This is a genomic window from Aeromonas sp. MdU4, assembly GCF_041929505.1.
In the GTDB taxonomy this organism is placed as follows: Bacteria; Pseudomonadota; Gammaproteobacteria; order Enterobacterales; family Aeromonadaceae; genus Aeromonas.
Window position 1 is genome coordinate 90158 of record NZ_JBHFMW010000002.1, and the last position, 14875, is coordinate 105032.

The following is a 14875-nucleotide window of genomic DNA, read 5'->3' on the forward strand; positions in this document are numbered from 1 at the left end:
TTGGTCAGGCGTGGGCTATGCACAGATAGACCGCTATTTTCGCTGGCAGACGGTTTCATGCGGGATCAATTGTCAGCACGGTTTTTCATTTGGTTAGGCGTGAGCTATGATAGGCCGCTATTTTTTTGGCCTCCCGTCAATTTGAAGTCATAACGAGGTGTACCATTTTTTCCCAGATCGCAAACTTTTGCCGCAAAGTGCTCGGCAAGGATGAGGGCGAGCAGTCGGCGGAGTCCCCCATTCCGGCCCGTGTTGCCGGACAACGTCGAACCCTGAGTCGTGACCAGCACCCGATTTCGCGCAAAGAGATCAGCGAGAATGCACTCAAGGTGCTCTATCGCCTGAACAAGGGCGGCTATGAAGCCTACCTGGTCGGCGGCGGAGTCCGGGATATTCTGCTCGGGAAGACGCCCAAGGATTTCGACATCGCTACCGATGCGACGCCGGAGCAGATCAAGGCGCTGTTCAGCAACTGCCGCCTGATTGGCCGCCGCTTCCGCCTGGCCCACATTGTGTTTGGTCGTGACGTGATCGAAGTGGCCACCTTCCGCGGTCACCACCATCAGGTCAATACCAGCAAACATGTGTCGGCCCAGTCCGATGAAGGGATGCTGCTGCGTGACAACGTCTACGGCACCATCGAAGAGGATGCCGAGCGCCGCGACTTTACCGTCAACGCCCTCTACTACAGCGCCAAGGATTTCACCCTGCACGATTTTGAGGGCGGGCTGGAAGACTTGGCCGAGCGCAAGCTGGAGCTGATCGGCGATCCCGAGACCCGCTACCGCGAAGATCCGGTGCGGATGCTGCGCGCCGTGCGTTTCGCCGCCAAGCTGGACATGAACATCAGTCCGCGCACCGCTGCCCCCATCAGGGAGCTGGCGCCGCTGCTGCAGGATATTCCGGCGGCCCGCCTGTTTGAGGAGACCCTCAAGCTGTTCCTGGCTGGCGACGGTCTGGCGACCTACAAATTGCTGCGCGAGTATGGCCTGTTCCAGCAGCTGTTCCCGCAGGTGGCGGCACTGTTTACTCCGCACGGCAACTCGCCCTACGAGCAGTTTATCGAGTTGGCGTTGATCGATACCGACACTCGCGTTCGTGAAGACAAGCGCGTCACCCCCGCCTTCCTCTACGCCACCCTGCTGTGGGGCTGCGTCGAAGCCCGTGGTCGGGTGCTGGAGAACGAGAGCGGCTTGCCCTGGTATGACGCCTTTATGCTGGCGATCAACGAGGTGCTGGACGCTCAGGTGCGGATCATCGCCGTACCCCGCCGTTTCACTACCGATGTCCGCGACATCTGGGCACTGCAACAGCGGCTGACCCGTCGTCAGGGCAAGCACCCCGAGCGTGCCATGGAGCATCCCAAGTTCCGCGCGGCGTTCGACTTTCTGTTGCTGCGTAACCGGGTCGAGCGTGGTCTCGGTGAGCTGGCCAGCTGGTGGGAGCGCTATGTGGCCTCCAATCCGGATATTCGCCCGCAGCTGCAGCGCGAAGCGACTCGCCGCCCGGCGAGCGGTGAGCGCAGCCAGGCTGGTGAGGCCCGTAGCAACGATGGCGAGAAGCGCAGCAGCAACAGTCGCAACCGTCGTCGCCCCCGTCGCCGCAAACCGAAAGCGGCCGAGTGATAACAGACGTGATGACCGAGGTCTTCATCGCCATTGGTTCCAACCTGTCTGACCCCTTGGGTCAGGCTCGTCGCGCCGTCGCCGCCTTGGGCCGGTTGCCGGGATCTGTGCTGGTGCAGGCCTCGTCGTTTTACAGCAGCCGCCCCATGGGGCCTGCTGACCAACCGGACTACGTCAATGCCGTGGCCCGGCTCAACACCCGGCTCGCGCCCCTTGCGCTGCTGGATCAATTGCAAAAAATCGAGCTGGAACAGGGACGTGTGCGCAAAGATGAGCGGTGGGGACCCAGAACGCTGGATCTCGATCTGCTGCTCTATGGGGATCAGGTGATCAACCATGAGCGCCTGATCGTACCCCACTACGGCATGAAGGTGCGGGAGTTCGTGCTGCTGCCCCTTGCCGAAATTGCGCCTGCTCTGGTGCTGCCCTGCGGCACCCCGCTCGCACAACTGGTTGCCCGCTGCCCGAGCAATGATCTCGCCATCATTGCCCCGAGTGCAGACGTACAGGAGCCTTTATGAGCAAGATCACCACCGCCAGCCTGCTGAAGATGAAGCAGGATGGTCAAAAGTTCACCGCCATCACCGCCTATGATGCCACCTTTGCCAAGCTGTTCGACGACGAGGGGGCCCACGTGCTGCTCATCGGCGATTCGCTGGGCATGGTGCTGCAAGGGGGTCAGGATACCCTGGCGGTCAACATGGATGAGATGGTCTATCACACCCGCTGTGTGGCTCGCGGTGCCAGCAATGCGCTGATCATCGCCGACATGCCCTTCATGAGTTACGCCACCCCCGAGCAGACTTACCAGAACGCCGCCCGCCTGATGGCAGCCGGTGCCCGCATGGTCAAGATGGAAGGGGGCGACTGGCTGTGCGACTCCATCCGCCACCTCACCCGCAACGGGGTGCCGGTGTGCGGTCACCTCGGCCTCACCCCGCAATCCGTCCACGTCTTTGGCGGCTTCAAGGTGCAGGGGCGCGACGAGTTTCAGGCGCAGGAGATCTACCGTCAGGCCCTCGAACTGCAGGCGGCCGGTATCCAGCTGCTGGTGCTTGAGTGCGTACCTACTGCGCTGGCCGAGCGTATCACCAAGGCGTTGCGCATCCCGGTGATCGGCATCGGTGCCGGTCCTGCGACCGACGGTCAAATTCTGGTGATGCACGACGCCTTTGGCGTCACCTCCGGCTATGTGCCCAAGTTCACCAAGAACTTCCTGGCCGAGACCGGTGATGTGCGTGCCGCCATCCGCCTCTATGTCCAGCAGGTGAGCGAGGGAAGCTTCCCCGGCCCGGAGCACTGCTTCAACTGATGTGATGCCCTATCGATGAGAGCGGGGGCATGCGCCCCTATTTCCTCATCCTGTCAGGCTGATGTAACCCGTATCTTATTGATTCATCTAAAGGTGAACTGCTGATGTTGGTCGTAAATAATCCCGTCGTTCTGCGTGAGCAGATAAGCCAATGGCGCCGTGAAGGGCGTGCCATCGCATTCGTGCCTACCATGGGCAACCTGCATCAGGGCCACCTGACGCTGGTGAAAGAGGCGCACAGTCACGCCGAGAAGGTGGTGGTCAGCATCTTTGTCAACCCGATGCAGTTCGACAAGGCCGAGGATCTCGCCAACTACCCGCGTACTCTGGAGCAGGATTGTGCCGTGCTGGAAACGGCCGGTGTCGATATGGTGTTCACCCCGACCCCGGAGATCATGTATCCGCAGGGGCTGGCCAGCCAGACCTTCGTCGAGGTGCCTGGCCTCTCCGGCTTGCTGGAGGGGGCGCTGCGTCCCGGCCATTTCCGCGGGGTCAGCACGGTGGTCACCAAGCTGTTCAATCTGGTTCAGCCGGATGTGGCCTGCTTTGGCCAGAAGGATTACCAGCAGTTGGCGCTCATTCGCAAGATGGTTGCCGACATGGCGATGCCCATCGAGATCGTCGGTGTGCCGACCGTGCGGGCCGAGGACGGTCTGGCGCTCTCCTCGCGCAACGGTTATCTGACTGCCGCCGAGCGGGCGTTGGCTCCCGAGCTGGCACGTACCATGAACTGGATTGCCGAGCAGATTGAAGCGGGTGACCACCACCTGCCCTCCTTGGTGGCGCAGGCCAGCCAGCGTCTCGACAATGCCGGTTTTCGTACCGATGCCATCGATATCGTCGATGCCACCACCCTCGAATCTGCCACTGACGAGAGCGAGCAGTTGGTGATCCTGATGGCCGCCTATCTGGGCAAGGCCCGCCTTATCGACAACCGGGTGGTTACGCTGCAGCGAGCCTGAGCCAGTCGCCCATAGGAAAATCTCATGTCCAAGAAGGTTTATTGCATCGCCCAGTTCCTGCCGAAAGCCGGTCAGGAGCAGGCCCTGTTTCAGGTGTTGCAGGCGCTCGAGCCCAACACTCTGCGTGAAGATGGCTGCCTGCAATATCGGGTGACCCGCCAGATTGCCAGCCCGTTTGCCGAGGGGGAGAGCTTCCCCATCGTCTTCAACGAGATTTGGCAAGATATGGCCTCTTTCGAGGCGCACTGCCAGCGCACCGAGATCACCACGTTCTTCGAACGCTACTGCCTGGCGGAAGATGGTTTGGCCGCCAAGTGGAACGTCTGCGTCTATAGCGACGAGCCTGCTTACTACGACGCCCCCGTAAAGAAGTAATTCCCCCGATTGTCAGCGGGCGCCCCCTGGGGCGTCCGCTGCTTTTGCACGCCTGCAATTCGGCGTTTTCCCCTGCGACTCTGCTCGCCCCCTCTGTTTTCTCTGTCCACAACTGGCCCTGATGGCCGCTACAGGTGTTTTTTATGTTTACCTTATTTGCCTCGTTACTTTTCTGTCTGCTTTGTTTCGTTTTGACCCGCTTACCCGCCACGGTGCCGCTATCACGCAAGGTACTCACTGGTCTGGTACTGGGGGGGCTGTTTGGTCTCGGTCTGCAGCTGGGCTGGGGTGCCGATGATGCTGGTGTCCAGAAGACCCTTGAGTGGGTCAATATCGTTGGCGGTGGCTATGTCAGCCTGCTCAAGGTGGTGATGATGCCGCTGGTGTTCACCTCCATCCTCTCCGCCATCAACAAGCTGGAGCAGGCCCAGTCCCTTGGCAAGATCAGCGCCGTGCTGATCGGCTCCATGCTGACCCTGGTGATGATCGCCGGTGTGGTGGGGATGACCATCACCCATCTGAGCGGCCTCACTGCCGAAGGGCTGCTGAGCCACGGCAGCGACAGCGCCACTCTGCAGCAGAGCATGAGCACCATCGACAGTGCCCAGACTCTGCCAGCCTTGCTGCTCTCGCTGGTGCCCACCAACTTTGCTGCCGATATGGCGGGTAGTCGCTCTTTGTCGGTGATCGGGGTGGTGATCTTCACCGTGCTGGCCGGGGTTGCCCTGCTGCAGTTGAAAGCGGAGAATCCGCAGGCCGGTGCTCGCGCCGCTGTGGCCATCGACACCCTGCAACTGTGGGTGATGAAGATGGTGCGGGTGGTGATCGCACTCACCCCCTATGGCGTGATGGCGCTGATTGCCCGGGTGGTGGCGCACTATCCTCTGAGCGAGATCCTCAATCTGCTCGGCTTTATTCTGGTCTGCTATGTCGCCATTCTGGCGATGTTTGCAGTACACATGGTGATCCTGTTGCTGCTCGGCCAGAACCCGCTGCACTATTTGCGGGAAGTGTGGGGCGTGCTCACTTTCGCCTTTATCTCCCGCAGCAGCGCGGCCTCCATCCCGCTCAGCATCGAGACCCAGCAGCGCCTTGGGGTACCCTCCAGCATCGCCAACTTTGCCGCCTCCTTTGGTGCCAATCTGGGTCAAAATGGCTGTGCCGGTATCTACCCGGCCATGATGGTGGCGATGATTGCCCCCATGCTCGGCATCAATCCGTTTGATCCCCTGTTCCTGATTACCTTGTTGCCGGTGATTGCGCTCGGCTCTATCGGGGTGGCTGGTGTTGGCGGTGGTGGCACCTTCGCTGCGCTGATCGTGCTCTCCACCCTCAACTTCCCCATCGCGCTGGTAGGGGTGATGATCGCTATCGAGCCGCTGGTGGACATGGGCCGTACCGCCCTCAACGTCAACGGCTCCATCATGGCTGCGATGATCACCAAGCGGTTGCTGGGCAAAGAGCAGCAGGTGGAAGTATCCGCAACGGCGAGCTAACACATAGCGTCATCTCACAGAAGGCGTATTAAGCCCTCTTCTCTGCGCCGTGGGGTAAACAGCGCGGAGGCCGCCCGGATCGCTGCTATCTAAACCACCTTACCGGGTTGTCGGGAGATATAAAAAAGGCGCCAGTGGCGCCTTTGTTGTTGCGGTTGGTTGGCGGGTCAGGCCGCCAGTACCTTGCGGATCTCCTGAATGGAGAGTTTGTACTGGCGTGGGCACTGGCGCCATACCTGCAGCATCCGCTGGTATTTGTCGCGCATGGCGATGTCGCTGGAGAGCTCGTCGCACGGGCACTTGAGTTCGGGGAAGCGCTTGTCCACTTCCAGCAGGAAGCAGACATAGTCGGCCAGCTCACGCTCCTGACTGCGGCTGTAGCCGTTGAATTCCAGTCGGCTGGCGTTGATCTCGCCCTGATCGGCGGTATCCAGATTGCCCCATGAGATGGCCAGTGCGTGGTGCAGCTCCAGGGTGTCGATCACCTCCTGGCAGGTCGCCAGATCCAGATGGCCGAAGCTCTTCTCCAGCTCGAGGATCTGCAGGCAGTAGCCGCGCTCGATGATGGTACTGGCGCGCTGGTAGAAAGCCGCTTTCTCCGGATTGAGTTTTGCCAGAATTTCGTACTGGTTGCTCAGGATCAAACGCTCTGTGTTGCTCATGTTCATGGGATATCTCACTGGAAGATGACACTGGGGTCACGTTAACTCATATATAAAATGAATTTTTTGATCTGGGCGGGGAGTTAGTGAGAAAAAAGCGCTGACGAGGGGATGTTTGCCAGACAACAAAGGCCTGCGTGGCAGGCCTTTCGATGATGCGAAGGGAGGGTTAGCCCTTGAGGAAATCCAGTACCACCTGATGGTGGTCGCTGGTTTTAAACTTGTCGAAGTGGTGGGCGATCTTGCCCTCTTCATCGATCAGGAAGCTCTGGCGGTGGATACCGTCATACTCTTTGCCCATGAACTTTTTCGGGCCCCAGACACCAAAGGCATCGGCCACGGCATGATCTTCATCAGCCAGCAGGGTGAAGTTGAGTTGATCCCGCTCTTCGAACTTTTTCAGCCGTTTGGCCGGATCCGGGCTGATGCCGAGCACCACCACATTGAGGGCGGCCAGCTCGGCGTTCACATCGCGCAGGCTGCAGGCTTGAGTGGTGCAGCCGGGGGTCATCGCCTTGGGGTAGAAGTAGACCAGCACCTTTTTGCCGCGCAGGCCAGCGAGGCTGACCTGATTGCCATTCTGGTCGGGCAGGGAGAAATCGGGGGCAGCGCTGCCAGCTTGTAGTGGTTGCATGGGGTCTCCTCGGGTGAAACGCGCTCAGGCGTGTTTGCGATTGACGATAAATTCGAACGATTCCGCACCCAGTTCACGACAGAATTCGGCGAAGGCGGCTTGTGAGTCGGCGACTTCCCCCTCTCTGGCCAGATTGAGCTGGAAGCTCATCTTGAGCAGGTTGAATGGCTGCTGCTCCAGGGTCATGGATTGCATCGCCTGGATGTTCCAGCCATGTTCGCTGAAGAACTGGGTGCACTGGCTTACGATGCCGGGCTCGTCGCGGATCAGCAGCTCGGCGCTGGCGCGGACGTCATATTGCAGGGACTGGTGGCGCTCGGTGCGTTTCATCATGGTGATGAGATCCCACTCCTGGCTACGCAGGGGGAGGCTGATCTCGAGTTGCATCATGCTGTTCCAGTCGCCCGAAAGCAGCATGATAAAGGTAAATTCATTGCCGAAGATGCCAAGGCGGCTATCTACAATGTTGCAACCACAGCCACTGACGTGACGGGTCACTTCATTGACGATGCCAGGCCTGTCCGTGCCGATGGCCGTTACGACCAGGTAGTGAGTCATAAATCTTCTCTCGTCCTTATTTTTGTGGTGAAAGCCGCAGTGGTTTGCCAAGCCGCTGGCCCTGATGACCAATCCCTGGGGCGCAGCCTGTGCTTTCATTTATTGCTTTTTGTGTCGGATGGTATCACGGCTTGCCCCCTCTCTCCCTTGTTTTTCAAAGGGGGCAGCTTTACCATTACGCCCCTGAAAATCGGGAGAAATGTCCATGTTACGCGGTAGTATTGTTGCGCTCGTTACCCCCATGCTGGCTTCAGGTGAAGTTGATTGGGTCAGTCTGGCCAAACTGGTCGAGTATCATGTCAGCGCCGGAACCAGCGCCATTGTTGCGGTGGGAACCACAGGGGAGTCAGTGACCCTGAGCGAGCAGGAGCACATCGCCGTCGTTGAAAAGACCGTTGAGTATGCTGCCGGACGGATCCCCGTCATTGCCGGTTGCGGTTCCAACAATACCGCCCACGCCATTGAATTGACCAGACGACTGGCGCAAACCGGCGTGATAGCGGGTCTTTCGGTGACTCCCTATTACAACAAACCTACCCAAGAGGGCCTCTATCGCCACTATTGTGCGATCGCCGAGGCTAGTGGTCTGCCCCAAATTCTTTATAATGTCCCCGGTCGCACCTGTTGCGATCTCAAACCGGAGACGGTCGCGCGTCTGGCCAAGGTTCCCGGTATTATCGGTTTGAAAGAGGCAACCGGCGATTTGAGCCGCACTCCGCTGTTGCGCGAGTTGTGTGGACCGGAGTTTGCTCTCTACAGTGGCGACGATGCCACTGGATGTGATTTTATGCTGCAAGGTGGCGATGGCGTCATTTCGGTCACCACCAATATTGCAGCGGCCCAGATGGCCGACATGTGTCGTGCTGCGCTGGCCGGTGATGCCGGTCTGGCCCACGACATCAACAATCTCTTGATGCCGTTGCACAAGACTCTGTTCTGCGAACCGAGCCCCACCCCGGTGAAATGGGCCTGTGCCCAGCTGGGATTGATTGCAACAGCGACCTTGCGCTTGCCGCTGGTAGACCTCACCCCCGAGGGCGAACAGTTGATGGCGCGAGCACTGACCACTGCGGAGTTGATGGCGAGTGTTTAAATCAAATGGAAAGGGAAATAGTGCCCGTCTGGTGCTGACTGTTGCGACCGCCGCCGTGCTGGCCGCGTGCAGCACGCCCCAGGATCGCAAAATGGCCAACCGCGACTTCGGTTATGAAGATGCCCGCCTCGAGGGCCGTGCATTCCTGATCCCGTCAGGATTAAGCGCCCCCGCATTCAACAGCCAGTATGATATTCCGCCGTTGCCCGAGAGCAGCCGTGAAGGGGCTCTCGGTGCCAAGATCGATGTTCGCCCGCCCGCCCAGCTGCTGACCGTAGTACCGGGCAGCCAGGTCGTCCAGAATGCCAGCGAACCCACCGTCGCTTTCTACGCCCTGAGCACCAGCCAGAGCGTGGAACACGATACCTGGTCGTTCCTGATGAACTTCCTGGCCAAATACAAGGTCACCACCGAGAAGCTGGATCAGCAGGCCGGTGTTCTGCAGACCGGTTGGTTTGACAACACGGTTGCCCTCGATGGCTGGGGTGAAGATGACGACGATTTCAAAATTCGTCAGCGTTACCAGTTCACCGTGCGTAACGACGAGGCACGCCATGCCGTCAACATGTCGGTACGGGTGCTGGATCACGAAGAGAGCTTCGATGGCGAGACCTCGACCCAGCTGACCCCTGCCGATGCCCAGCGTTATGCCGCGCGGGTGTTGAACCAGTTCTCTCTCTACTACGACAGCCAGCTAAAGGCGCGTGAACAGCATAAATCCAACGATGGTATGGGTTTGCAGCTGGGCCTGGATAACAACGAGCTGAGCGCCTGGATTGCCGATGGCTCATTTGAACAGGTGTGGCGTCGTCTCAATCAGGTATTGCCTGCTTACGGTTTCGTCATCAAGGATACCCAGCAGTCACTGGGCTGGATCGATGTCGAGTACGAAGAGCCGGGTGCCGAGTTCTGGAAAGCCAAAGGAACCGAGCCGTTCAAACTGGAGGAGGAGAAATTCCGCTTCCAGCTGGGTGAAATGGCGGGAGGCAAGACCTCCATCACCCTGTTCGACAAGGATAAAAAGCCGGTGTCGTCCGGGGTCATCTCCCAGATGTATATCAGCCTGTCCGAGGCGTTCGCCAAGGGGCTGGCCGATCAGGCAGCAGCAAAAGCAGAATAAAAACAGGGGCCTTGTGCCCCTGTTTTGTTATCAGAATTCCCCTGAAAACGAGAGGGATTGTGATCGGTTTTCGATGATGCGAGCCTCCTTGCCAGCACGTTGCAAACACAGCGGGCAGGCGAGGGACTCGCGATGTTTACCCCCCACAAACAGGAAGTGTTATTAGCCATGAGTCTTGCAGATCAAGTATTGGCGGTGAATGACGATTTGCCGATCCGTACCGATAAACCTGTCCATTCCGGCAAAGTGCGCAGCGTCTACTGGTTGACCCCCGCAGACAGTGCCCGGCTCATAAAAGAGAAAGGCTATGATGTGCCTGCCGATGCGCCGCTCGCCCTGATGGTGATCAGCGATCGCATCTCTGCCTTCGATTGCATCTGGCAAGGCGTGGATGGCCTGAACGGCGTACCGGGCAAAGGGGCGGCGCTCAACGCCATCTCCAGCCACTGGTTCAAGTTGTTCAAGGAGAAGGGGCTGGCTGACAGCCACATTCTGGATATTCCGCACCCCTTTGTCTGGATCGTGCAAAAAGCCCGTCCCGTGATGATCGAGGCGATTGCCCGCCAGTACATCACCGGCTCCATGTGGCGTGCCTACAAGGATGGTGAGCGCGAGTTTTGCGGCATCACCCTGCCGGAAGGGCTCAAAAAGGATCAGAAGCTGCCACAGATCCTCATCACACCCTCCACCAAGGGCGTGCTGAAAGGGCTGGATGGCGTGCCGGAAGCCGATGATGTCAACGTCTCCCGTGCCGATATCGAGCGCCACTATCAGGGCTTCAACTTCAGTAAACCGGCTGACATCGACCGCTACGAAGTGCTGCTCAAAGAGGGCTTCAACGTCATCAGCGACGCGCTGGCCGAGCTGGATCAGATCTTCGTCGATACCAAGTTCGAGTTTGGCTATGTCCACGATGCGGCGGGCAACGAGAAGCTGATCTACATGGACGAAGTGGGCACCCCCGACAGCTCCCGTATCTGGGATGGCGCCGCGCTGCGCGACGGTCAGATTGTCGAGAAGTCCAAAGAGGGTTTCCGTCAGTGGCTGCTCAATCACTTCCCGGATCCGGACATCCTGCTCAACAAGAACCGCATGCCGGAACGTTTCGCCCTGGCCCGCGACAACAAGCTGCCCACCGAAGTGATGATGGATATCTCCAACACCTACGTCGGGATCGCCGAGAAGATCATCGGCCACAAGCTGGTGCGCTCTGCCAATCCCAAGCAGGAGATCATCGAGGTGCTGCGCGAGCAGTACGGGCTGATCGACTAAGGGTTGCTCTCTTTTTTTGTCGCCAGTAAACAAACGTTTGCTGGTGGCGAAGGAGATAGGTAGAGAAACAGACGGGCCCCGCAACGGGGCCCGTTTTTATTGCGGGTCTGGCGGCAAGCGGGCGGCGATCAGCCGTTGACCCTGAACACCTGACCGGTCTGGATACCCAGCACCGATTTTTTGTAAGCCTGCGCCACCTTGGCGGCGGGCACCGGCACGAAGCCCGGGAAGAAATCGGCGTATTTGTCCATCGACTCCTCCAGCACGGTGGGGCTCACCACGTTGATGCGAAGGCCGCGGGGCAGCTCGCAGGCAGCGGCTTTCACAAAGTGATCGATGGCGCCGTTGACGGTGCTGGCACTCACCCCCCAGTTGATCGGCTCTTCGCTAAGGATGCCGCTGATCAGGGTGATGGAGCCCTTGTCAGTCAGATAGGGAATGGCGGCGCGGGTCAGGTTGATCTGGCCCATCAGCTTGCTCTCCAGTCCCACTTGCCACTGCTCGTCGCTCATCTCGGTCAGACCGTTGAAGGCCACGCTGCCGCTGGCCACCACCAGCGCATCGAACTGGCCCACCTGGGCAAACAGCGTCTTGATGGAGGCGGGATCGCGCATGTCGACCGTGGCATCGCCACGGCTGTGGCCGACCCGGATCACCTGATGATCTTTGGCAAGCAGTTCACTGACCGCGGAGCCGACGGTGCCGGAGGCACCCACAATCACAATTTTCATCTGCATCACTCCTGGTTGGGATGTGTTGATTCTAGCGCAACAGAAAATTCGAAAAAGCACGTAAAATAAACCCATTGTTTCCATATTGGAGCTAATGATGGATATCGCCCATCTGGCCAGCTTTTACGAAGTGGTGCTGCGCGGCAGTTTCTCGGCTGCCGCCGATACGTTGGGAGTGAGCAAGGGGATGCTGAGCCGCCATGTCAGTGCGCTGGAGTCCTCCCTCAATGCGCAACTGTTGCAGCGCACCACCCGCCGCCTCAGTCTGACCGAGGCGGGCAAGACCCTCTATCAGCAGGCGGGAGAGATCTTCGCGCTGGCCCGCCAGGCGGAGCAGGATATTCAGGCGCTGACCGAAGAGGATGGCGGCCGCCTGCGTTTCACTTGCCCGGTCAGCACCGGCGATCGCATGGTGAGCGAGTTGCTGACCAGCTTTGCTGCGCTTTGCCCGGGGGTTGAGGTGGAACTCAACTTCACCAACCAGATGGTCGACATGAGTCAGGGTGAGAACGACATCGCCTTGCGCGCCATGAACGAGGTGCCGGCCAATCTGGTGGCCCTGCCGCTGGGGCGGCTCAAGGATGTGGTGGTCGCCAGCCCCGCACTGGTGGCACGCGAGGGTCGTCCGGCCACCCCCTATGAGTTGAGCGGGCGCAGTTGCCTGTTGCAGGGGCACAATCCGGCCTGGGAGCAGTGGCACTTTATCCGTGAGGGGGAAGAGGCCCACATTCTGGTGCAGGGCAAGGTGCGGGCCAACCACTACAGCACTGTGCTGCAACTGGCGCGCGCCGGTATGGGCTATGCCAAGTGTCCGCTTATGCTGGTGGAATCGCTGCTGACGGCAGGGGCGCTGGTGACCGTGCTCGATGAGTGGCAGAGCGGCTTGCATCAGCTTCATGTGCTGCATGCCCAGCAGCGACGGGTGCCGCGCAAGATCCGGCTGTTCAAGCAGGTGCTGGCCCAGTGGTTTGCCGAGCGGCCCCGCTACCTGCTCTGAGCGGTGTTATTTTTCTGTCATCTTCGGTAGTTACCCTGTGCCCATCATCGGCATCAGGAAGATCAGCGGGAATGAAGAGCAATAGAGAGTTGACCGGGTTTGTGCTGCTCTGTGCAGCGTTGGCGGTGGGCAGTGCGCAGGCGGCGGTAGAGGTGAAGGTGCCGGATAACTTCCGCATCCTCGCGGTGAGCAGCGGCACCTTGCAGGATGAGCAGCATGCCACTCTGGCGGATGGCGAGCAGCAACTGTTGGTGCGCTTCGAGGGGGTCATCCCCAGTCGCAGCAGCAGCGAGAATGATCGGCAGGTTCGCTCCGAGCCGCAGGTGGTGCGTTATCAGGGGAATAACCTGCGATTGCAACTGGTGGCGAGCGTACCGGGAGACGAGCAGGGAATGCAGGCCTATGCCAGAGCGCCCGTGGTGACATTGCAGGAGAGTGGTCGGGCGCTAGCCATCCAGCAGGATGTGCTGGTGACCAGCGGCATGCTGCTTGGGGTGGATTGGAACGGCAAACTGGCTGAATATAACCGCAGCGGTGGCAAAGCTGCGCTGACGGCGGGAGCAATATCCGCACAGCCAACTGCTACGCTCGCCAGCGGGGCGCAACCCGTTGTGGTTGCCAGTGAGCAGGAGGGAGAGTTGCAGCGTCTTTTCCTCAAGGCGGATCCGGCCCTGCGCAAGCGCTTTATCGGTTGGGCGGTGCCGCAGCTTTAAGTTTGCCGCCCGTTGCAGTAACGTGGGCACTCCCTTTTGGATGCCCTCTTCATCGTACTCAACGAGGTGTTCATGTTTGAATTGCATTCACGCCTGCAGGCGGATACCTGCTGGCTCGGCGATTTGCCGCTTTGTCGCGTCCTGCTGGCCAAAGATAGCCAGTACCCCTGGCTCATTCTGGTGCCGCGTGTGGCCAATTTGCGGGAAATCCACCATCTGGCGCCGGAGCAGCAGCAACAGCTGATGCAGGAGTCCTGCGCTGTCGCCGCTCTGATGGAGCACGCCCTCAGTCCGGACAAGATCAACATCGGTGCGCTGGGTAATTTGGTGCCGCAGCTGCACATTCACCATGTTGCCCGTTTCGCCACGGACTCCGCCTGGCCGGGCCCCATCTGGGGGGCTTGTCCCGCCGTTCCCTACCAGGCAGAAACCTTGCAGCAGGAGGCCGAACACTGGTGTGAGCGACTCGGCCATCTGAGCGGATTTACTCTGGCCACCGCTGATAGCCTGGCCAACTGAGAGGCGTGTCGCTATTTCAGTGTTCTGGCCGCGCCATCTGTTAGAGTTATGGTATAGATAAGCCCAGTTTCGATGTTCAGGAAGGACCCATGATAGTGACAAGATCCGATGACGATGGCGTGTTGACGACTGAAGATGTACTGCTCAGCCTGTGCAACTCGGTAACCGACGTGTTGAGTGCCGCGACCATGAGTCAGGTACGCTTTTCCGGTATGGTGCAGCGGATCAGCAAAACCTGCCTCAAGCCGGATATTGGCTGCTTCGTGTTGTTCGATGGCGGCTTTTCCGGGCTGGTGGTGATCAACTTCTCTGCCGCTGCCGCCATGGAGCTCTATGAGAGCTACATGCTGAGCATGGGTCTATCCAAGGAGGATCTCGCCATCTCTCACACCTCTGACGAGGTGAGCAACGTGATGGGCGAGCTGATGAACCAGATCGTCGGCAGCTTCACCGTCAAGGTGGGTCGCGACCTGCAGACTCACATTACCCAGAACCAGCCCAAGATGCTGGCTCTCAACAAGCAGGTGATGCTGAGCGTCGATACCAACCTCGACAGTCCGGAATCGCGCCGGGTGACCTTTTTCACCGCCCGCAACAACATCTTCTATCTGGAACTGGCGATGGACAAAACCGAGTTCATCCGCATCCACAGTGAAGGGATGGACGAAGAGGAGCTGGATCCCGATGCCCTGATCGCCCAGGCCAAACAGGATGCCGCCAAACCGGCTCCCGTCGCGGCACCGCCCGCCAGCAGTGCTCACGATGATCTGCTCGACTCCCTCGGGATCTGACTGGCAGCAAGCCAG

17 protein-coding genes are annotated in these 14875 nt (G+C 59.4%); 13 read left to right on the forward strand and 4 right to left on the reverse strand.

Features of this window, described 5'->3' with window-relative positions; all coding sequences use genetic code 11:
- Positions 1 to 125: 125 nt before the first annotated feature.
- The 6 genes from pcnB to ACE1BR_RS01895 all read left to right on the forward strand — a co-directional run bounded on the left by pcnB (position 126) and on the right by ACE1BR_RS01895 (position 5770).
- The gene (pcnB, locus tag ACE1BR_RS01870; protein WP_374867107.1) at positions 126 to 1625 is read left to right on the forward strand and encodes a polynucleotide adenylyltransferase PcnB; all 1500 of its coding nucleotides are present in this window, start codon (positions 126 to 128) and stop codon (positions 1623 to 1625) included.
- Between the two features lie 11 nt (positions 1626 to 1636).
- On the forward strand, positions 1637 to 2146 hold the full coding sequence (gene folK, locus ACE1BR_RS01875) for a 2-amino-4-hydroxy-6-hydroxymethyldihydropteridine diphosphokinase (protein ID WP_374867238.1): 510 nt from the start codon (positions 1637 to 1639) through the stop codon (positions 2144 to 2146).
- Positions 2143 to 2937 carry a 3-methyl-2-oxobutanoate hydroxymethyltransferase gene (gene panB / locus ACE1BR_RS01880; RefSeq protein WP_144714091.1) on the forward strand — a complete coding sequence of 265 codons (795 nt, stop codon included), beginning with the start codon at positions 2143 to 2145 and terminating at the stop codon, positions 2935 to 2937. The genes folK and panB overlap by 4 nt, the downstream gene beginning before the upstream one ends.
- A gap of 104 nt (positions 2938 to 3041) precedes the next feature.
- Positions 3042 to 3899 carry a pantoate--beta-alanine ligase gene (panC, locus tag ACE1BR_RS01885; RefSeq protein WP_323893658.1) on the forward strand — a complete coding sequence of 286 codons (858 nt, stop codon included), beginning with the start codon at positions 3042 to 3044 and terminating at the stop codon, positions 3897 to 3899.
- Positions 3900 to 3923: 24 nt separating this feature from the next.
- Positions 3924 to 4274, forward strand: a complete 351-nt coding sequence (locus tag ACE1BR_RS01890) for a putative quinol monooxygenase (RefSeq protein WP_374867110.1) — start codon at positions 3924 to 3926, stop codon at positions 4272 to 4274.
- Positions 4275 to 4417: 143 nt separating this feature from the next.
- A complete protein-coding gene (locus ACE1BR_RS01895) occupies positions 4418 to 5770 on the forward strand; it encodes a cation:dicarboxylate symporter family transporter (RefSeq protein WP_374867112.1) in 1353 nt (450 codons plus the stop codon).
- A 167-nt stretch (positions 5771 to 5937) separates the two neighbouring features.
- On the opposite strand, the gene ACE1BR_RS01900 is transcribed toward ACE1BR_RS01895, so the two are convergent.
- From ACE1BR_RS01900 to ACE1BR_RS01910, 3 genes are all read right to left on the reverse strand, one after another.
- The gene (locus tag ACE1BR_RS01900; RefSeq protein ID WP_374867114.1) at positions 5938 to 6438 is read right to left on the reverse strand and encodes a YfbU family protein; all 501 of its coding nucleotides are present in this window, start codon (positions 6436 to 6438) and stop codon (positions 5938 to 5940) included.
- A 163-nt stretch (positions 6439 to 6601) separates the two neighbouring features.
- A complete protein-coding gene (gene bcp / locus ACE1BR_RS01905) occupies positions 6602 to 7066 on the reverse strand; it encodes a thioredoxin-dependent thiol peroxidase (RefSeq protein ID WP_374867116.1) in 465 nt (154 codons plus the stop codon).
- Positions 7067 to 7090: 24 nt separating this feature from the next.
- Positions 7091 to 7624 (reverse strand): glycine cleavage system protein R, encoded by a 534-nt coding sequence (locus ACE1BR_RS01910; protein ID WP_374867119.1) that lies wholly within the window; start codon positions 7622 to 7624, stop codon positions 7091 to 7093.
- A 205-nt stretch (positions 7625 to 7829) separates the two neighbouring features.
- Between ACE1BR_RS01910 and dapA the strand changes: the two genes are divergently transcribed.
- The 3 genes from dapA to ACE1BR_RS01925 all read left to right on the forward strand — a co-directional run bounded on the left by dapA (position 7830) and on the right by ACE1BR_RS01925 (position 11109).
- Complete coding sequence (gene dapA / locus ACE1BR_RS01915; protein WP_374867122.1) at positions 7830 to 8717, forward strand: 4-hydroxy-tetrahydrodipicolinate synthase; 888 nt, start codon at positions 7830 to 7832, stop codon at positions 8715 to 8717.
- The gene (gene bamC, locus ACE1BR_RS01920; protein ID WP_374867124.1) at positions 8710 to 9837 is read left to right on the forward strand and encodes an outer membrane protein assembly factor BamC; all 1128 of its coding nucleotides are present in this window, start codon (positions 8710 to 8712) and stop codon (positions 9835 to 9837) included. Before dapA ends, bamC begins: the two co-directional genes overlap by 8 nt.
- Before the next feature lie 168 nt (positions 9838 to 10005).
- Positions 10006 to 11109 (forward strand): phosphoribosylaminoimidazolesuccinocarboxamide synthase, encoded by a 1104-nt coding sequence (locus ACE1BR_RS01925; protein WP_374867126.1) that lies wholly within the window; start codon positions 10006 to 10008, stop codon positions 11107 to 11109.
- A 128-nt stretch (positions 11110 to 11237) separates the two neighbouring features.
- Here the strand turns inward: ACE1BR_RS01925 and ACE1BR_RS01930 are convergent, their stop codons facing one another.
- Entirely contained in the window at positions 11238 to 11840 is a 603-nt protein-coding gene (locus ACE1BR_RS01930; RefSeq protein ID WP_374867128.1) for a short chain dehydrogenase, read from the reverse strand.
- A 97-nt stretch (positions 11841 to 11937) separates the two neighbouring features.
- On the opposite strand from ACE1BR_RS01930, the gene ACE1BR_RS01935 reads away from it, so the two are divergent.
- The 4 genes from ACE1BR_RS01935 (at position 11938) to ACE1BR_RS01950 (ending at position 14860) form a co-directional block, all read left to right on the forward strand.
- Complete coding sequence (locus ACE1BR_RS01935; protein WP_374867130.1) at positions 11938 to 12837, forward strand: LysR family transcriptional regulator; 900 nt, start codon at positions 11938 to 11940, stop codon at positions 12835 to 12837.
- A 71-nt stretch (positions 12838 to 12908) separates the two neighbouring features.
- Positions 12909 to 13550: a DUF2057 domain-containing protein gene (locus ACE1BR_RS01940; RefSeq protein ID WP_374867133.1), complete on the forward strand. Its 642-nt coding sequence runs from the start codon at positions 12909 to 12911 to the stop codon at positions 13548 to 13550.
- A gap of 72 nt (positions 13551 to 13622) precedes the next feature.
- The gene (locus ACE1BR_RS01945) at positions 13623 to 14069 is read left to right on the forward strand and encodes an HIT domain-containing protein (RefSeq protein ID WP_374867136.1); all 447 of its coding nucleotides are present in this window, start codon (positions 13623 to 13625) and stop codon (positions 14067 to 14069) included.
- A gap of 89 nt (positions 14070 to 14158) precedes the next feature.
- On the forward strand, positions 14159 to 14860 hold the full coding sequence (locus ACE1BR_RS01950; RefSeq protein ID WP_374867138.1) for a DUF3334 family protein: 702 nt from the start codon (positions 14159 to 14161) through the stop codon (positions 14858 to 14860).
- Positions 14861 to 14875 lie beyond the last annotated feature (15 nt).

Excerpts from the sequence above, each read along its gene's own strand:
- panB (WP_144714091.1), top strand. The coding sequence starts at position 2,143 with ATGAGCAAGATCACCACCGCCAGCCTGCTGAAGATGAAGCAGGATGGT.
- ACE1BR_RS01950 (WP_374867138.1), top strand. The coding sequence starts at position 14,159 with ATGATAGTGACAAGATCCGATGACGATGGCGTGTTGACGACTGAAGAT.
- ACE1BR_RS01925 (WP_374867126.1), top strand. The coding sequence starts at position 10,006 with ATGAGTCTTGCAGATCAAGTATTGGCGGTGAATGACGATTTGCCGATC.
- ACE1BR_RS01945 (WP_374867136.1), top strand. The coding sequence starts at position 13,623 with ATGTTTGAATTGCATTCACGCCTGCAGGCGGATACCTGCTGGCTCGGC.
- ACE1BR_RS01895 (WP_374867112.1), top strand. The coding sequence starts at position 4,418 with ATGTTTACCTTATTTGCCTCGTTACTTTTCTGTCTGCTTTGTTTCGTT.
- dapA (WP_374867122.1), top strand. The coding sequence starts at position 7,830 with ATGTTACGCGGTAGTATTGTTGCGCTCGTTACCCCCATGCTGGCTTCA.
- folK (WP_374867238.1), top strand. The coding sequence starts at position 1,637 with ATGACCGAGGTCTTCATCGCCATTGGTTCCAACCTGTCTGACCCCTTG.
- panC (WP_323893658.1), top strand. The coding sequence starts at position 3,042 with ATGTTGGTCGTAAATAATCCCGTCGTTCTGCGTGAGCAGATAAGCCAA.
- ACE1BR_RS01930 (WP_374867128.1), bottom strand. The coding sequence starts at position 11,840 with ATGAAAATTGTGATTGTGGGTGCCTCCGGCACCGTCGGCTCCGCGGTC.
- ACE1BR_RS01900 (WP_374867114.1), bottom strand. The coding sequence starts at position 6,438 with ATGAACATGAGCAACACAGAGCGTTTGATCCTGAGCAACCAGTACGAA.
- bcp (WP_374867116.1), bottom strand. The coding sequence starts at position 7,066 with ATGCAACCACTACAAGCTGGCAGCGCTGCCCCCGATTTCTCCCTGCCC.
- ACE1BR_RS01940 (WP_374867133.1), top strand. The coding sequence starts at position 12,909 with ATGAAGAGCAATAGAGAGTTGACCGGGTTTGTGCTGCTCTGTGCAGCG.
- ACE1BR_RS01890 (WP_374867110.1), top strand. The coding sequence starts at position 3,924 with ATGTCCAAGAAGGTTTATTGCATCGCCCAGTTCCTGCCGAAAGCCGGT.
- ACE1BR_RS01935 (WP_374867130.1), top strand. The coding sequence starts at position 11,938 with ATGGATATCGCCCATCTGGCCAGCTTTTACGAAGTGGTGCTGCGCGGC.
- ACE1BR_RS01910 (WP_374867119.1), bottom strand. The coding sequence starts at position 7,624 with ATGACTCACTACCTGGTCGTAACGGCCATCGGCACGGACAGGCCTGGC.